This window comes from Vibrio sp. LB10LO1 (assembly GCF_010092875.1).
Taxonomy (GTDB): Bacteria; Pseudomonadota; Gammaproteobacteria; order Enterobacterales; family Vibrionaceae; genus Vibrio; species Vibrio campbellii.
Window position 1 is genome coordinate 66,227 of sequence record NZ_JAADJW010000008.1, and the last position, 16,949, is coordinate 83,175.

The window sequence follows — 16,949 nt, forward strand, 5'->3', positions numbered from 1 at the left end:
CTATTCCGTTGCTGAGATGGCTTTGCCACTTGCTGGCACGCTATACCAATCTGTATCAGTTTCTCCGTTATTGGTCACCCATGTAGAAAAACTGGCGTAGGCGTTGCTGATATCGGTCTGCTCAACAGGGTGATCCCATTCGTCGCGAATGTTTATCGCCCAAGGCATGTTGTTATTTGTTAAGAAATACTCTGCACCCCATGTGTCATCATCATGCATCCTGAAGAAACTACTGTTCATCGCGTTTGTGCCTCCAAATTGCTTAAAGTGCGTTTGCCAAGTCATACCCGGTGGGGTTGCAGTAAAGTCACCATGATAGGTGTCGTCAGCCGCGAAAATAAACGAGTCGTATGGGGGATAGCCTATGCTGTCTCGAGAGACTGGAGTGGTCATTTCAACCGTTAATTGGTACTGTAAAACGCCAGCATTTTGTTGAGCTAAACAACTTGTCTGGGTTCGATAATAAGTACAGCTCTGCGAAAGAACGCCAACATCATTCAAATCATCACGCAAGTTATCGGAAACGATTAATACTGCTTCGCTGCCCGACTGAAGAACGGTATGTTCCACCGCGACATCATTTCGAGTCAGAGTGACAGAAGCAAGATTGCTTGGATCGACATTAGGGAGCTTGACTGCGAAACCATTCGAGAACCCAGCCCCCATTGCTTGAAGCGTGTAATCGACCGTAATGGTTTTCAGTTCACGTTGACCGTTCAATAGTTCCGTCACACGATAACGCCACACTACATCGTTAAAGTCGTAGTCACCCATCAAAGGCCAACGATCTTCGAATGCCATCGTCGCGTAAGTGTCGGAACTTGGATAAACCGAGGTCACAGTCACTTCAGGGTCATTTTCTTGAACAAGAACTTCGTATTTCGAGTCAGTGGTGCCATCCGGATTCACACCATCAACTGCCGAGAAAGGTGTCACATCAACAGTAAAAATTAGGTCATTAAAATCGTTGTCTCCACTGGGGCGTTGAATATCCTCAAACCCCAAAACGAGGAATTCATTCTCAGTATCTAGGAACGCTACATTGTGCCTACGATAATCTGCAGTCGCTTCTGGGTTTAGACTGGATAAACTGTAAAAAGGGGTATTCCAAGGGCCAAGGTGCGGAATGTTGTTATAAGTACTCACATACCAACCATTTGGAATCAAGAAGAACGCTAGCGTTTGGCCTGCAGTGAGTTGTACATCTAGGTTGATCGTGTCCCCTTCTTGCATATCACCGTCAGGAGCTTTAGACGTATTAGGGAAAATCACTATGTGAGCGGCAATATCATCTTTGGTCGCTGGCGGGTTATCTGTGTCATAAACAAAATATCCGAGGGTATTTCGATATCCGGCCCCTTCGTTTAGGAAAGTTACAGACGCAGTTGCGTATTCAGCACCATCAAGTTCGTCATCGATATCGATATTTGAATAACGCTCCGGTGCGATAAACGCACTGTTAACGTACGTGGCTTCTGGAAGCATCGAATACACATTCGAGAGCGTATCCTGAGGTAAAGAGTCCGCAATGGATGTTGTCTCTAAAGGCTTGCCTTTAATGGTGTAGTTTGAGTTGTCGCTGCCTGATTCGAACGATAAATCACTGGTAGTGAGCGCGTATCCAGACATCGACACGCAGCAACTTGTCAGCGCAATCAGTTTCCCTACTTTCATGTTATCCCCTCATAACTGAATCATTGGTCGTAGAGGGTTAACGCAAATATGATGCCGGGTTAACTACCATTTAAATCAATATCTTACATTATCTATTATATTATTATCATTTTGAGAATTAAGCTGATAGGCAAAGTGAAGCATAATGAGAAGTAAGGAAAGAGCTAAAACAAGCGGATACCTGAAACAAAAAAGCGCCCGGAGAGACGCTGTTAATATCAATTTATATGAATCTATGGACGCGACGCCATTGGGTGGCTTGGGCTCATCTCTAACAAGTCCCACAGGTTGCCATAGAGATCTTCAAATACCGCAACTGTGCCGTAGTCTTGCTCCGCTGGCGGGCGAACAAACTTAATACCCTGCTCTACCATTCGGTTGTAATCACGCCAGAAGTCATCGGTATTCAAAAATAGGAATACACGTCCACCGGTTTGGTTACCGATAAAGTCATGCTGCTCTGGCTTAGACGCTTTGGCTAGCAATAGTGTCACACCATTAGAACCCGGTGGAGAAACCACAACCCAGCGCTTATCTTGCTCTGGTTGGTAAGTATCTTCCACCAGCTCAAACTTCAGCTTATTCACATAGAAATCAATCGCTTCATCGTAATCTTTTACGACCAAAGCAATATGGATAATGGATTGTTTCATCGCGTTATACCTTTAGTTTTCCGCTGATTACCGTCTTTGCAGAGCCAATCAGTTTAATTCGTCCGTTTTCAAGCAGTTCGGTTTGTAAATGACCACCGCGGGCTGAGGCTTGATAGGCACGGAACTGATTTTGACCGAGTTTTTGCGACCAAAACTGAGTCAGTGCGCAGTGGGCTGAGCCTGTAACAGGATCTTCGTTCACGCCCACCCAAGGAGCGAAGTAACGCGAGATAAAGTCGAGATCCGGGGATTTCGATTGAGCAGTTACCACCACACCACGCCCTTGAATGTTCTTTAGTGCGTCAAAGTTAGGCTCGAGTTCCAACACGGTTTGTTCACTGTCGACTTCAATAAAGCCTTTGCTGTCAAACTGAGCGTAAGAAACCACCTGCTCTGCTTTCAATCCAAGTGCCGCTAGCAACGCAGCGTCTTGCTCAACATCCATTTCAAGATGAGTCGAAGGAAAATCGAGCTCAATTGTCAACTCGTTTACTTTTGCATGAAGCTCACCAGAGAGAGTTTGAAAGGCAATGGTATCGCCAACCTTCGCTAATCCTTGTTCTTTTAAGATTTGCGCTGTGGCTAATGTGCCATGACCGCACAGCGCCACTTCTACTTTAGGTGTGAACCAACGCAGCCGCATGTCTTTCAAACAGAGAAAAGCGGTTTCTGATACCGCCATTTCTTCAGCGATAGAGAACATCAATGCCTCTGGTAACGGTTCTTGTGAGAGGCAAACTCCAGCAGGGTTTCCTTTGAAAGGTTCGGTGGTGAAAGAGTCCACTTGGTAGATATCGAGATCCATGATGCCTCCATTTTTTGAAAGCACTAATGTATCAACTCTCACTTGTTGAGCAAATCCCAATTAGTGAATTGCTTCATTAACTCTAATAAATAAAGTACACCATACTATTTACATAAAAATAATTAACAGTACAATGCACCATATAAATTAAAAGGCGAAGAGAATACCATGAAGAAAATCTTGTTAATCATTATTTCATTTGCAGCATTGGCTCTTTCAGGTTGTGCGAGCAAACCCTACTACGGTCAAATTCAATCAATTGATGCGCCAGATGTAGGCCTTGTAACAACAAAATCATTGGGCGAACCAATTGTCGAATACAGCTACGCACAAACTAAAGATTCATTTAGCGTGCACACCCCACTTGATCTGAAGGGTGGCTTGCTTACGATGGAAATCGGTACCTACGTAAAAGTGGCGGATGCAAGCCGATATGACGAGTACATGGCGCTCTCACCTACGGCAGGGATGGATTCAGGCTTTACTCTGCATAAAACTAATATCTACCTAGACAAAACCAACAACACTCTCTGCAATTATGACGTTTTGTATTTCTGTACCGACGAAAATGCACCCGTTTCAATCAAACCAAGAACAGTGGAAGGCGCTGACTCCCAATTTAAAGAAATGATTTACACGGGTAAACATGGCTCAAAAGTGAACTTCATGTACCGTGAGTTCACTAATAACATGATCAGAGGAGCATTTACTGTTCCTGTCGAATATGACCTGACAGAAGGAAAAGTCATCTCTTACAAAGGAGCTGAATTCGAGATCATTGAAGCGACCAACCGTCATCTCAAATACATCGTAAGAAAACACTTTACTCCTCTAAGCCTTTAGCAGCTTGAGTTGGAAGACAAACAAAAGGCACCCTTTGCGGTGCCTTTTTACATTCTGAAGCTTGTTCAGCTCAAACCAATAACGTTCAATTTACCTGAACGAAACTTTAAAATTACTAGATATAATTAACCATTCATATTGGATATCTTATTCCCGTGCTTTGACGGACATCAAAAACAAATCGTTTTTCCTGCCTCTTCAACACTTCTTTGGATGCTCACCCAAAGAAAATAAATAAGAAAAATCAAACTCATAGGTGTTCAATATGAAACAGCCTTTAAAAGCGTTAGTGCTGGCTCTAGGGTTATCCTTAGGCGCAGCCAACTGTTACGCATTAACTGTCGAACCGCTCGAAAAAGATTTTACTTTGCAGCTACTCGGATCCGGTGGACCTATCTCTGATGACCTTCGTGCATCGTCTGGTGAACTGATTTGGTGGAAAGGAAAATCACGCGTGATGATCGATGCCGGTGGCGGTGTCTATCTGCGTTTTGGTCAGGCGGGCGGCAAACTGGAAGACTTAGACTTCCTTGGTTTAAGCCACTTTCACACCGACCACGTCGCCGACGTTCCTGCCTTATTAAAAGGTGGCTACTTCTTTGACCGTCAAGATCCCCTTGATATCGCGGGTCCAGAAGCAGGCTCTGCATTTCCTAGCTTAACCGGTTACATGAAAGCGCTTTTCGACGGTGATGAAGGCGCTTACGCATATCTGAACGGTTTATTTGATGGCAGCGATGGCTTGTTCCCAGTCACCATTACTGATGTGCCATACAAAACTTCCCAAGGCACCAAGGTGTACGAGCAAGATGGGTTGACCATTTACGCTCTCGGCATCCCGCACGGTGACGTACCTTGTCTCGCTTTCCGAATCGAAAGTGCCGAAGGCGTGATGGTAATTTCCGCCGACCAAAACGGCAGTAACCCTGACTTCATCGACTTCGCTAAAGGTGCAGACATTTTATTGATGCCATTAGCTATTCATGAAGAAGCCGACGAAGTCTCGTCATTTATGCACGCTAAGCCATCGGTTGTCGGCAAGATCGCCGCAGAAGTGAATCCAAAACTCTTGGTGCTTAACCACTGGATGGGCTTAGGTCTAAAACTCAAACCCGCTTCCATCAAGATCGTCAAAGAGTACTACCACGGTCAAGTTATCGCTGGACACGACTTATCTAGCTACCCAATGAGCGCAGCGAAGGAGATGTCTCATGAACAATAAACTCGCTCTATCTATCGCGATGACGTCTGTCATTACTTTGAACTCAGGCATGGCGTTTGCCGATGCACCCACAGAAGCTCCCGTAGAGGCTCAATCCAGCTCTCAACATGGCGGTAAGTGTGCGGCTGGTAAATGTGGTACAGAGAAACGCTTTGAGAAACAAGAACTAAAGAACGATCCACAAGGTCGCTTGGTACGCGCTCGTGACGGCAAATGTGGTGTAACAGGTGAAGGTATTAACCCTTCGGCTGAAACCATCAAATTAACCAAAAGCAAAATCACAGGTGGGGTATGCGGACAATAACCGACACATCAAAAGGGATTGGGCTGCGCAGCGAACACGTTGATTTGCTGTGTCAGTTGCCCGAGCACCCAGATATCGATTTCCTCGAATTGGCACCGGAAAACTGGATGAATATTGGCGGCTTGAAACGTGAACAACTGCAAGACATTGCTCAATATTATCCGCTTGTCGCTCATGGCTTGAGCTTATCGATTGGTGATTGCCAACCGTTAAACGAGTCTTTTGTACGAGACGTCGCACGCTTTCTCGATGAATTTAATATCGACATCTATAGCGAACATCTGAGTTTCTCTAGAGACAATCAGGGCTATTTGTATGAACTGCTTCCGATCCCTCGACATAAAGAGAACATTCCGTATTTGGTCGAACGCATTCAACGCGTGCAAGACATTATTCAGCGTCCATTGGCGTTAGAGAATATCTCTTACTACCACGATTACGGACATGAAATGCCAGAGGGCGAGTTTATCGCTGAAGTGAGTGACCGAAGTGGATGTGAGCTGCTTATCGACATCAACAATGTGTTCGTCAACAGCCGAAATCATCATTTCTGCCCTTACGACATGCTGAGCACTTTACCAAGCGAGGCGATTCGTTATTACCACATTGCGGGTCACTTGAAAGAGCGTGATGACTTCTTGCTCGATACCCATGGTAAGCCCGTACCTGATGAAGTGATTGATCTGGCTCGTTACACCTACTCGGTGCATGGCAGCAAGCCTTTGCTGCTTGAACGCGACCACAATGTGCCGTCGCTGCTTGTTCTGGCTGAAGAGCTTCGCAGCATTCATGGCGAGATCTTGGATTTCAGCCAAACACTCGAAGTGTTGTGTAAGGAGGTGCTCAATGCTTAATCCTCCGAGCAAAATGCGCGCGCAAACCGAGTCTCTAACGGCTCTGATTCGCACGCCTATGAATCAGCATGCGCTGTGTCGATATAGCGAATTTATCCGCGACAACATCTTGGGTGTCGTTGCGAATACGTTCCCTCTATTTTCTTCGCAGTTCGCTGATGAACAACTTGAACGCATGGTGGATGACTTTGTGGTGATGCATGGCGCATCTGAGCCTGAGTTTCATCATATTGCCACCGAGTTTGTTCAATTTTTGCAGCAGAAAGCGCATCAAGACTCCAGCTCTATTTCTGCCGACCAGATGGCGTTGTTGGAATATGAATGGGTGGCGTTCAATGTAGAAATTGACACCTTAGTCGCGGCATTCACTTCTTCACCGAATCCGATATTCGAAGAGAACCAAGTGCTGCAACTCAACCCAACATTAAAGCTGCTCGAAGTGCCTTTCTTGCTGCATCAAGACTCCGTGACTTTCCTAACTGACAGGCGTCACCCTGTGTTTTATGGCGTGTTTAGGAACTCACAGCATCATGTGATATCGCAAAAGCTCAGAGAAGTGGATGTCGCATTGATTCAGCTATTACAACAGCAACCAAATCTGACTCTGGCGCAACTACAACAAATGATTGCTCAGCAACTCGCCAGATTCAGTTTCATGGAGTGGGCTCAACACTTCAGTGAACTAGGACTCGTCAACGTCCGCCCTTAAGGAGAAAAATTATGATTAAGTCAGCCCTCAATTGGTTCGACGGTCTCGTCGAGAAATGCAAAAGATACGATTACTTAGCGTTGCTTGCGATTCGTCTCTACCTCATTCCGGTCATTTTTGTTGGCGCTCGCTCTAAGGTGCTGGGTTTCTCTGGCACCGTCGCGTGGTTTGGCGCGTCCACCGCAGATGGCGGTTTGAACTTACCATTTCCCGAGTTGTTAGCGTTTCTTGCCGCAGGTACGGAAGTGCTTGGCTGTATTTGTATCGCATTGGGTTTGTTTACCCGAGTGATGTCGATTCCAATGATTTTCTTGATGAGCGTTGCGAGCGCAATGGTGCACTGGAAACACGGTTGGGATGCCATCGCCACTGGCAGCATGGAAGCAACAGTGCGTTTGAACGGCTTTATTGAATGGTTAGCAACCAACTTCCCAGGTCGATACAACTACATCACCGAATTGGGTGACCCAGTAATGCTCAACAACGGTATGGAGTTCGCAGCCACCTACTTTGTGATGTTGCTGGTGCTGTTCTTCTACGGCGGTGGTCGCTACGTAAGCTTGGATTACTGGTTGAGAAAACCTTTCTCTCGCACACCAGCAAAAGCGTAACTCAAGCGTCCCAACTCTTAACGCTTAATTAAACAGACTAATAATAACCTTATCTAACCCGCTACTCTGGTAGCGGGAAGGAGTCCTTATGTTTGCAGATGTCGTTGATCTGTCGCGGTTTCAGTTCGCTAGTACCGCACTCTATCACTTTATATTCGTCCCACTGACCATAGGTTTGTCTTTCTTGCTGGCCGTTATGGAGTCTTTGTACGTCATGACGGGAAAAACCATCTACAAGGACATGACCAAGTTCTGGGGTAAATTATTCGGGATTAACTTCGCCGTGGGCGTCGCGACCGGTCTTACCATGGAGTTTCAATTTGGTACCAACTGGGCGTATTACTCTCACTATGTGGGCGATATTTTCGGGGCGCCACTTGCCATCGAAGCCTTGATTGCCTTCTTCCTCGAATCCACCTTAGTCGGCATGTTCTTCTTCGGTTGGGATCGATTGTCAAAACGCCAACACTTGTCGGTCACTTGGCTGACAGCGCTAGGTTCTAACTTCTCTGGGTTGTGGATTTTGATGGCGAATGGCTGGATGCAAAACCCAGTCGGCGCAGAATTCAATTACCAAACCATGCGAATGGAGATGATCAACTTTGCTGATGTGGTGTTTAACCCCGTCACGCAAGTGAAGTTTGTTCATACCGTGGCTGCCGGTTACACCACAGGTGCTTTGTTTGTGATGGGCATCAGTGCTTACTACTTACTCAAAGGTCGAGATATCTCGTTCGCTCGCCGTTCGTTTGCGGTGGCGTCCGCATTTGGCATGGCTGCGATTGTGTCGACATTAATGCTGGGAGATGAATCGGGTTACGAGCTTGGTGACGTGCAACAGGTAAAACTCGCGGCGATTGAGTCCGAGTGGCACACCGAAGAAGCACCCGCCTCGTTCACGCTATTTGGCTTACCAAACCAAGAAACTATGGAAACCGACTACGCCATTAAGATTCCATATCTAATGGGGATCATCGCAACTCGCTCGCTGGATGAACCAGTGATGGGCTTACGCGATCTGATGGCACAGAACGAAGATCGTATCCGCGATGGTATCCAAGCTTACGACATGCTAGAGGAACTTCGCGCAGGTAACGACAGTCCTGAAAACATCGCTCAATTCGATGAGATGAAGAAAGACCTCGGCTACAGCCTACTCTTGAAGAAATACACCGATAACGTCACCGACGCGACCGAAAGCCAAATCAAGCAAGCGGCGCAAGACACGATTCCTCAAGTGGCACCGCTATTCTGGAGCTTCCGAATCATGGTGGCTTGTGGGGTATTGATGTTCGCCATTATCGGTTTGTCTTTCGTCCAAGTCTGCCGCAGAAAATTGGGTTCGAGCCCTTGGTTATTGAGAGCGGCACTATGGGCGATTCCATTGCCTTTCATAGCCTGTGAAGCAGGTTGGTTCGTTGCCGAATACGGACGTCAGCCATGGGCAATTGGTGAGGTGCTTCCGGTCAATATGGCAGTATCTAACCTCGCACCAAGTGACATTTGGATTTCGCTCGGCTTTGTTTATGTGCTCTACACTGCGTTCTTAATTGTAGAAATGTTCTTGATGGTGAAGTTTGCCAAACGTGGACCAAGCGTGCTTAAAACGGGTCGCTATTACCATGAAGAAAACAACGAAAAAGACAAACAATCCGACACATTCAAACTGATTGATCAGCACTAAGGAGGCACTATGTTTGATTACGAAAACCTACGCCTATTTACTTGGGCGATCGTTGGTGTGCTGTTGATTGGCTTTACCATCAGCGACGGATTCGATATGGGGGTAGCCGCGCTGCTCCCTGTTATGGGGAAAAAGAACCTAGAACGCCGCGTAATGCTTAATGCTATCGCGCCACACTGGGACGGCAACCAAGTTTGGCTGATCACCGCTGGCGGTGCCATCTTCGCGATATGGCCCTTGGTATACGCCGCAGCGTTCTCCGGCTTCTACATTGCCATGCTGTTAGTGCTCGCATCCCTTTGGTTGCGTCCTATCGGTATGGATTACCGAGCTAAAATCGATAATCCGCAATGGCGCAACGCATGTGATATCGCCTTGTTCATCAGCGGTGTGATTCCACCGATTATCTTTGGGGTTGGCTTCGGTAACTTGTTAGTCGGCGTACCGTTCGAGTTAAACAACTTGCTGATGCTCGATTATCAAGGTGGGTTCTTTGACTTGCTTACTCCATTCCCAATTCTGTGTGGCTTGGTGAGCTTTACCATGGTGGTGACACAAGGTGCTGCTTTCCTTCAAATGAAAACCAAACATGAGCTACGCACTCGAGCACAAAACATCACGTTGTGGGGCGCGGGTGATTTATTGCATAACTTCAGCGAAATGCCGCAACTTTGGTTGATTCCATTCACTGCGGTAACGAGTTTACTGGTGTGCTTTTGGGCAACAGTCTCTCGCCGTGCTGGGGTGGCGTTCACTATGTCGAGCATCGCGATTGCTTGCATCATCTTAACTGCAGGCGTCACCTTGTTCCCGATGATCATGCCATCAAGCATCAACCCATCACACAGCCTAACGTTATGGGATGCGACATCGAGTGAGAAAACGCTCGGCATTATCTCTATCGTTGCCATCATCGTTGTACCTGTGATTCTGGGCTACACCGCATGGTGTTACTACAAAATGTTCGGACGTTTGGATAACAACTACATCCGCAGCAACAGCTCATCGCTCTATTAAGGAGGCAAGTATGTGGTACATGTGTTGGGTACTTGGCGTGTTACTCGCCTGCGCCTTTGGCGTCATCAATGGTTTATGGCTAGAGAACAAAGGACGCTTTGAAGAGGAAGAGTTCTAGGTTCTCACTTCAGAATGGAACATTCTCAATAACAAACGTCCTCAATCACGAGGGCGTTTGTTCATCTCAATGATTTACTCTGCCGACAATCGATAGCGGCGCACTTCGTATTTATCTTGTTCTGAATAAAACGTATTGAGGAACTCGCCACCCGCTTTTTCGATCACGCGTCTTGATGCGATATTGCCCACATCACAAGTTACGATTGCAGATTCCTCAACGACCTCGGTTTTCACCCAATTCAACATCAATGTGGCGATGCCTTTACCTTGAGCATCTGGCGCAGTTTCGTAACCAATATGCCCTATCACATTTTCAAGGTAATCGTTGTTCCCTTCACGAACTCGAATCGAACCAAGTATCACCCCTTCTTCGATACAGAAGTATGTCGAGGACGGCGTCCAACCTTCCGGTAAACCTTCGCCCTTTGAGTATCTAATTCGTTTTTTCAAAAGCGCTTCACTATCGCTTTGGGCGGCGACGTACATTTCCATTCCCGCCTGAGCACACTTTTCTACATACTGCTCAAACGCTTCTAAATGGCTGAGGTTGGCTTTAACTATTTGCATCGGCATATTTTTCTCACCAAACATTCATTTTGAAATACAACAAGAAGCAAGTGATGAATAGCAATCCACACCATGCGAAGAATGTCATGGCCTTTTGCTCTACCGATGCCTCTTCAGGATCCGGTTGCAAAATAAAGTAAAAACAAACGATTGGGACAAGCTCGTAGGTTTTACCTATATATTGATGACCAACCTCAAGGAATGGTGGGACGTACAAATACACAACAGTGTACGCAATGAAATAAAGCATACCGAGAATTCGGTTTAAACCGATAACCTGCCCTTCTCGGTAAAACCAAACGAGTGCTGCTAACCCAGCCAATATTGAGATAAGTAAAAACATCCGTTCTTCTACTATGCAATTTAAGTCTTGCAAGACTATTAAAATAACCAACTTATTCAATTAGTTATAAATCTAAACTCGATATAAATCACACATATAAACAGAGAGTTCAAATAGAAGATAAAGGGTAATTTGCCGCCCCACCGGCCTTTCTCTAACAAGAAAATGAGTCACTAACCGCATTGTTGCCTATCCTTATTAAATAACAAAAAGTACAGGCTTAATGACTGGCATTATTTTTAGGGGGCTTGATGGTATCAAATATCTATCGCCACAAAATGTGTAGAGTTTTGAGCGTTTTTCCAATTGTTATCTGTCTACTTGTGCTCATATTGCCACCTAAGCTGATGGCTAAACCGCAGCTAATATTTGGTGTCGTGCCACAACAATCAGCGGCCAAACTCGCCGAGCAATGGCAACCCTTGCTTGACCGATGGGGGGAATTGGCGGGTGTTGAACTCAAATTTGCTACCGCACGCGATATCCCTACTTTTGAAAAACGTTTAGCCGCGGGTGAGTATGATGTAGCTTACATGAATCCTTATCATTTTACTTTGGTGAATCAAACGCCGGGATACGCCGCGATTGCGCATGCCAAAGACAAAAAGATCACCGGTATTTTGGTCACCAAAGCCGACTGGAAAGGTGACTTACAAGATCTGCAGCAACAAACCATAGCCTTCCCCGCACCGCGTGCCTTCGCTGCCTCTATCATTAACCAGTCTGAATTGACCCAAAAAGGCATTGTCTTTGATACCAAATACGTCGGTTCGCATGACTCCGTCTATCTAGGTGTAGCCAAAGGTTTATATCAAGCTGGAGGAGGGGTTTCGAGAACATTTCATAGTTTAAATGAAAGCGTAAGAAATCAGCTTAAGATACTTTACAAGACAGCCCCCTATACACCCCACGCTATCGCGGTTTCACACTCCGTCGTGACAGAAACTCGCGAAGCATTGCAAAATAGCATTGAGACTCTTAATCGAGATGCAAAGGCACAAGTTAGTTTTCATCTATTGAACATCAAAGGTTTTCAGCATGCCGAAGACAAAGATTGGAATGACGTTGTTCAATTAGGCATTTCGTTATGAGAGAAGCGCTATGACTCTTAGAACGAAAACGATAATCGGTATTGCCCTCATTGAAGCACTTGCTCTTGGCATATTGATTGTCAGTGGCCTGAATTGGTTAAAAAGCTCCAATGAAAAGAGCCTAGAGGTGGGCAGCAAGCAGCTGGTGAGTGTGTTTGCCAAAGCCTCAAGAGATGCGGTTATCGCCACCGATTTGGCCTATTTAGATAGTTTTGCGCAATCTGTTGTCAGTGAACACAACCTCGCTTATATACGCATTGTGGACCGCGATGGCACTGAACTTACCAAACAAGGCGAATACACGAATGTGGATGCCTCGTTAAAACCCTTTGACTCACCAGACGGGGTTTATGACGTCATAAGCCCGATCACGCTTAACTCTCAATCTTTTGGCTTTGTCGAAATGGGCGTCAGAGTCGATAGTATTCATCAAATTTTAGACTTAGCCACACAGGCAAGCATCATGATTGCCATATTGGAGATGACGCTCGTGGCATTGTTCTCATTTGCGTTAGGTAGCTATTTGATGAAGCGCCTCGACTTACTGAGGCAAGGCGTCGTTAAAGTTACTCAGCAAGGTCCCGGATCGCAAATCGAAATATCCGGCAATGATGAGGTGACTCGTGTAGGAGAAGCCTTTAATCGAATGTCCTCTTCGCTCGCTAAAGCGCAGAACAGTATTAAAGAACAATACCAATCACAAAAAGCACTATCAGAGAAAGTATCTCAGCTTGCTCAAGTTGCGGAACATGCGAGAGATGCCATTATCATCACCAACCCTGTGGGTAAAATTACATGGGTTAACCCCGCCTTTGAAACACTGACAGAATACAGCCTTGCTGAAGCAAGAGATAAAACACTAAGTGAATTATTACAGGGACCCAATACTCAAAACGTTCAACTGCAAAAATTTTCTGACAGTATTCAAAACCACCAGCCTGTGCGCACCGAGGTCCTTAACTATACCAAATCTAATCAGCCTTATTGGGGGGAAAGAGACCTCTCCCCGGTAATGAACGAGCATGGCGAAGTCCAGCGCTTTATTGTGGTTGAACGAGATATTTCAGAACGCATCGAGATTGAAAAGAAATTATCAGATGAGGTCAAAAAATCAGCCAGAGCAACCAAAGCAAAATCCGAATTTTTGGCCAATATGAGTCATGAAATCAGGACGCCGATGAATGCCATTATGGGATTTAGTGAAATCCTTCTGGAAAGTGAGAAGAGGAATGAACAAAGAAGCTTACTTCATTTACTGCACAAGTCGGCCGGTAACCTCATCACGCTCATCAACGACATTCTTGATTACAGCAAAGTAGAAGCAGGCAAGCTGACTTTGATTGAAGAGCCTTTCGACTTAAGGGAGCTTGTGGAAAGTAGTACCGCTTTGTGTGCCTATCAAGCAAACAAAAAAGACCTAAAGTTATTGGTGGATATGCCTTTGGATATTCCTGCTCAAGTCATTGGAGATCGTGGACGAATAAATCAAATTTTGCTGAACTTGATAGGAAATGCCGTCAAATTCACCGAAGAAGGGCACATTTTAATCAAGATAACAGAAAAACGAACCCCACAAGGCAATGTATACTGTTTTGACGTTATCGATACAGGCATTGGTATTCCCGAAGAGCGCTTACCGCACATAATGGACAAGTTCGAACAGGTCGATAATTCGATCACGCGTAAGTACGAAGGCACCGGACTTGGATTAGCAATATCTAAACGCTTAGTTCAAATGTATGGTGGCGACCTTAGCGTCACCTCTACTTTAGGCAGTGGTTCATGTTTCAGTTTCTCTTTGAAACTCTGTCAACAAACACCAGATCATGGCACCAATTACGATCTGGCCAGCATCAACGTCTTACTCATTGATAGCTATTTGCCACGCGTTACGCTTTTCAAATCCATCGCACAAGCCATGCATTTCAATGTCACACATGTTCCAAATGTGAAAGCACTGGGAGAGGCGAACTTTCAGGAAACCAACTTCGAGCGCATTATTGCAAATATTCAAACAGAAGAAGACAGAGCACTCATTTTCAAACTCAAGCCTAGCCTTACGAGCAGTGAAATGCATATTCTCTTTATGGCTCCATATCTACTCGATAGTACTGAGAGCAACCGAGATGAAAAAAGCGAGGTACTCCATCAACCCATTACACACCGGAAGCTATTTAATCTTTTGTATTCAGATCCTTTGAGTAGCAACGCCAACCAGTCTAAGCCACAAAAAGATTTACGTGGCGTGAAATTACTTGTCGCTGAAGACAGTTCCGTCAATCGAATTCTTATCTCTAAAATGCTGTCAAAGACTGGAATCGATCTGACCATTGCCGAAGATGGAGTCATCGCCGTAGAACACTACCAAAAGATCAAACCTGACATGGTGATTACCGATATATCGATGCCGAATAAAGATGGCTTCAGCGTGACGGAAGACATTCGCAATCTGCAACAAAGTCAGGACTACCCTTGGTGCCCCATCATCGCGTTCTCAGCTCATGCACTAGAGGAAGAACAAGGCAGAAGCACTGAAGTAGGAATGAATGATTATTTAACCAAACCTGTTCAAAAGACCGATTTACTCAACATGATTTCAAAATGGGTCAGTTAACAAAGGGACCGGACAGAGACTCTCATAATAATTGAAACAAAGAACACGATTATTCTGTTGGTGAGAATAAGAATGCCACTTTCCAAACAAAAATATACACAACAACACACTGTGATACATACATCATAAAAAGCACATAAATAACCCTCTATGTTAATTACGGTTTTACCACTAACAACTAGAGGAATACATATGGATATCACCCGTCGTGAAAGCTTCAAAATGCTGGGTGGCGCTGCCGCCATCGCCGCGTTGCCTATCAGCTTCAGTAGTTTGTCTGCCGAACAAAAAAACTCCCTAGTCACCAATGGTTATGTTGCCGTTGATAGAGCAAGCGCCAATCAGTTCGAAGGTCTGACAGTTGCGTTCAACCAACGTTGGACAGCCTCAAACTGCCAAGTCATCTACTTTTGTGTCAGCCCAGATGGCGTAAAAAATGCGTTGCAAAATCTCATCACAGAAGGCACACATAAGACGTCATTCTCCGTAAAGAGCGGTGGCCACTGCTACGAAGATTTTGTTTTTAATGACAGTATTACTGCCATCATTGATACCTCCTACCTAAAAGGAGGTGGTGCTTTAGAGGATGGTACTTTCTACGGGGAAGCGGGGTTAACGAACTGGGAAGCGGGTAAAATGTTCTACAAGCAGCTTGGTAAATGTATACCAGGCGGCACTTGCTATTCAGTAGGGATCGGCGGGCATATTGTTGGCGGTGGTTTTGGAGTGCTCTCTCGCCTTTATGGATTAACTGTAGACCAACTAGAAGCTGTAGAGGTTGCAACAGTGGACGCTTTCGACGTGGTTACACTCAACGAGTGTCATCACAATGATGCAGACCCCCTTAAACAAGATCTCTTCTGGGCGCATTGCGGCGGCGGCGGCGGTAACTTCGGAATTATCACAAAGTACATATTCAAAAGTACATTGCCAGACGCGCCCAATTACTCAGACATTACCCGCCTTGCTGTTAGCTGGGAGAACATCCCAGACCCTGCCACCTTTATAAATATTGTTCGGTTATACACATCCAGCATCCAAACTTGGCCAAACGAACTTTATTGTGCTGCCAACTTTAACCACGAGTACAACGGCAATATTGATTTTGACATCGTCAGTTCCTTTGATGATGTGGCCACAGGAGATTCTCTGTACACAACATACATTAGAAAATTCTTTGATGACTTAACCAATCTAGGCGTTAGTCCATTTTCCACTAATGGGCCTGACGATGGGGTTCAACGATTAGGCTACCTCGATGCCGTCGAAGTGCGAGGGGCAATAGTCGGTGGAACAAGGAACAAGTTTAAGTCCTGCCATATGCGTGAAGATTTCCCTGAGCATCATCTCAACACATTCTACACATATCTGAGAACACCAATTGTCGACGCCAATAGTAACCCGGTAGACTTTTATGCCAACGTGCAAATGCATACGTATGGCGGTGCTATCAATGATATCGCACCAGATGCAACACCGGATGCCGCAAGAGATTCATTTATCAAAATGCAATACATCATCAATTGGAAGCACATGCTTAACGGCAGTGATGGTTGGGATGACGCATGTTTGACTTGGATGAATGAGTTGTACTCTACAACTTATACTGGTTACCCAAACAATGAACCTGCTCCAGATTTCCTCGACCCAGAGACACAGACCGTTGTGGTAGATGGTTGCTACGTCGGCTATTGCGACAAAGATCTCGTTGACTGGCCAACTTTATACTACGGAGAAAACTACACACGTTTGCAATACATCAAAAACGATTGGGATCCACAAAACCTATTCAATCACGCACAATCTATCGTCGGAACTCCTCGCCCATTGTAGGTACT

17 protein-coding genes are annotated in these 16,949 nt (G+C 45.5%); 12 read left to right on the forward strand and 5 right to left on the reverse strand.

All coding sequences use genetic code 11. The annotated features are described in order from the left end of the window. The 3 genes from GXP65_RS07860 to GXP65_RS07870 all read right to left on the reverse strand — a co-directional run bounded on the left by GXP65_RS07860 (position 1) and on the right by GXP65_RS07870 (position 3,132). Positions 1–1,674 (reverse strand): LruC domain-containing protein, encoded by a 1,674-nt coding sequence (locus GXP65_RS07860; RefSeq protein ID WP_162092474.1) that lies wholly within the window; start codon positions 1,672–1,674, stop codon positions 1–3. 233 nt (positions 1,675–1,907) lie between these two features. Then, positions 1,908–2,327 carry a VOC family protein gene (locus GXP65_RS07865; RefSeq protein WP_162092475.1) on the reverse strand — a complete coding sequence of 140 codons (420 nt, stop codon included), beginning with the start codon at positions 2,325–2,327 and terminating at the stop codon, positions 1,908–1,910. A gap of 4 nt (positions 2,328–2,331) precedes the next feature. Beyond that, positions 2,332–3,132, reverse strand: a complete 801-nt coding sequence (locus GXP65_RS07870; protein WP_162092476.1) for a PhzF family phenazine biosynthesis isomerase — start codon at positions 3,130–3,132, stop codon at positions 2,332–2,334. Between the two features lie 168 nt (positions 3,133–3,300). On the opposite strand from GXP65_RS07870, the gene GXP65_RS07875 reads away from it, so the two are divergent. The 9 genes from GXP65_RS07875 to cydX all read left to right on the forward strand — a co-directional run bounded on the left by GXP65_RS07875 (position 3,301) and on the right by cydX (position 10,494). Continuing rightward, positions 3,301–3,975, forward strand: coding sequence for a hypothetical protein (locus GXP65_RS07875; protein WP_162092477.1), 675 nt, complete (start codon positions 3,301–3,303; stop codon positions 3,973–3,975). A 265-nt stretch (positions 3,976–4,240) separates the two neighbouring features. Continuing rightward, positions 4,241–5,197: an MBL fold metallo-hydrolase gene (locus GXP65_RS07880; RefSeq protein ID WP_005429413.1), complete on the forward strand. Its 957-nt coding sequence runs from the start codon at positions 4,241–4,243 to the stop codon at positions 5,195–5,197. Next, positions 5,187–5,501 carry a hypothetical protein gene (locus GXP65_RS07885; protein ID WP_045416000.1) on the forward strand — a complete coding sequence of 105 codons (315 nt, stop codon included), beginning with the start codon at positions 5,187–5,189 and terminating at the stop codon, positions 5,499–5,501. Before GXP65_RS07880 ends, GXP65_RS07885 begins: the two co-directional genes overlap by 11 nt. Beyond that, positions 5,489–6,355 carry a DUF692 domain-containing protein gene (locus GXP65_RS07890; RefSeq protein ID WP_162092478.1) on the forward strand — a complete coding sequence of 289 codons (867 nt, stop codon included), beginning with the start codon at positions 5,489–5,491 and terminating at the stop codon, positions 6,353–6,355. The genes GXP65_RS07885 and GXP65_RS07890 overlap by 13 nt, the downstream gene beginning before the upstream one ends. Then, positions 6,348–7,064, forward strand: a complete 717-nt coding sequence (locus tag GXP65_RS07895) for a putative DNA-binding domain-containing protein (protein WP_162092479.1) — start codon at positions 6,348–6,350, stop codon at positions 7,062–7,064. Before GXP65_RS07890 ends, GXP65_RS07895 begins: the two co-directional genes overlap by 8 nt. Positions 7,065–7,075: 11 nt before the next feature. Further along, positions 7,076–7,675 (forward strand): DoxX family protein, encoded by a 600-nt coding sequence (locus tag GXP65_RS07900; protein ID WP_162092480.1) that lies wholly within the window; start codon positions 7,076–7,078, stop codon positions 7,673–7,675. 88 nt (positions 7,676–7,763) lie between these two features. Further along, a complete protein-coding gene (locus GXP65_RS07905; RefSeq protein ID WP_162092481.1) occupies positions 7,764–9,359 on the forward strand; it encodes a cytochrome ubiquinol oxidase subunit I in 1,596 nt (531 codons plus the stop codon). 9 nt (positions 9,360–9,368) lie between these two features. After that, on the forward strand, positions 9,369–10,376 hold the full coding sequence (gene cydB, locus GXP65_RS07910) for a cytochrome d ubiquinol oxidase subunit II (protein WP_162092482.1): 1,008 nt from the start codon (positions 9,369–9,371) through the stop codon (positions 10,374–10,376). 10 nt (positions 10,377–10,386) lie between these two features. After that, positions 10,387–10,494 carry a cytochrome bd-I oxidase subunit CydX gene (gene cydX / locus GXP65_RS07915; protein WP_162092483.1) on the forward strand — a complete coding sequence of 36 codons (108 nt, stop codon included), beginning with the start codon at positions 10,387–10,389 and terminating at the stop codon, positions 10,492–10,494. A gap of 74 nt (positions 10,495–10,568) precedes the next feature. On the opposite strand, the gene GXP65_RS07920 is transcribed toward cydX, so the two are convergent. Together GXP65_RS07920 and GXP65_RS07925 are read right to left on the reverse strand one after the other, a co-directional pair. Beyond that, the gene (locus GXP65_RS07920; RefSeq protein ID WP_162092536.1) at positions 10,569–11,063 is read right to left on the reverse strand and encodes a GNAT family N-acetyltransferase; all 495 of its coding nucleotides are present in this window, start codon (positions 11,061–11,063) and stop codon (positions 10,569–10,571) included. 13 nt (positions 11,064–11,076) lie between these two features. After that, complete coding sequence (locus tag GXP65_RS07925; protein WP_038891793.1) at positions 11,077–11,406, reverse strand: hypothetical protein; 330 nt, start codon at positions 11,404–11,406, stop codon at positions 11,077–11,079. 251 nt (positions 11,407–11,657) lie between these two features. Between GXP65_RS07925 and GXP65_RS07930 the strand changes: the two genes are divergently transcribed. From GXP65_RS07930 to GXP65_RS07940, 3 genes are all read left to right on the forward strand, one after another. Then, positions 11,658–12,497: a phosphate/phosphite/phosphonate ABC transporter substrate-binding protein gene (locus GXP65_RS07930; protein ID WP_240334980.1), complete on the forward strand. Its 840-nt coding sequence runs from the start codon at positions 11,658–11,660 to the stop codon at positions 12,495–12,497. A gap of 10 nt (positions 12,498–12,507) precedes the next feature. After that, positions 12,508–15,111, forward strand: coding sequence for an ATP-binding protein (locus tag GXP65_RS07935; protein WP_162092484.1), 2,604 nt, complete (start codon positions 12,508–12,510; stop codon positions 15,109–15,111). Positions 15,112–15,303: 192 nt separating this feature from the next. After that, the gene (locus GXP65_RS07940) at positions 15,304–16,944 is read left to right on the forward strand and encodes a BBE domain-containing protein (RefSeq protein WP_162092485.1); all 1,641 of its coding nucleotides are present in this window, start codon (positions 15,304–15,306) and stop codon (positions 16,942–16,944) included. Positions 16,945–16,949 lie beyond the last annotated feature (5 nt).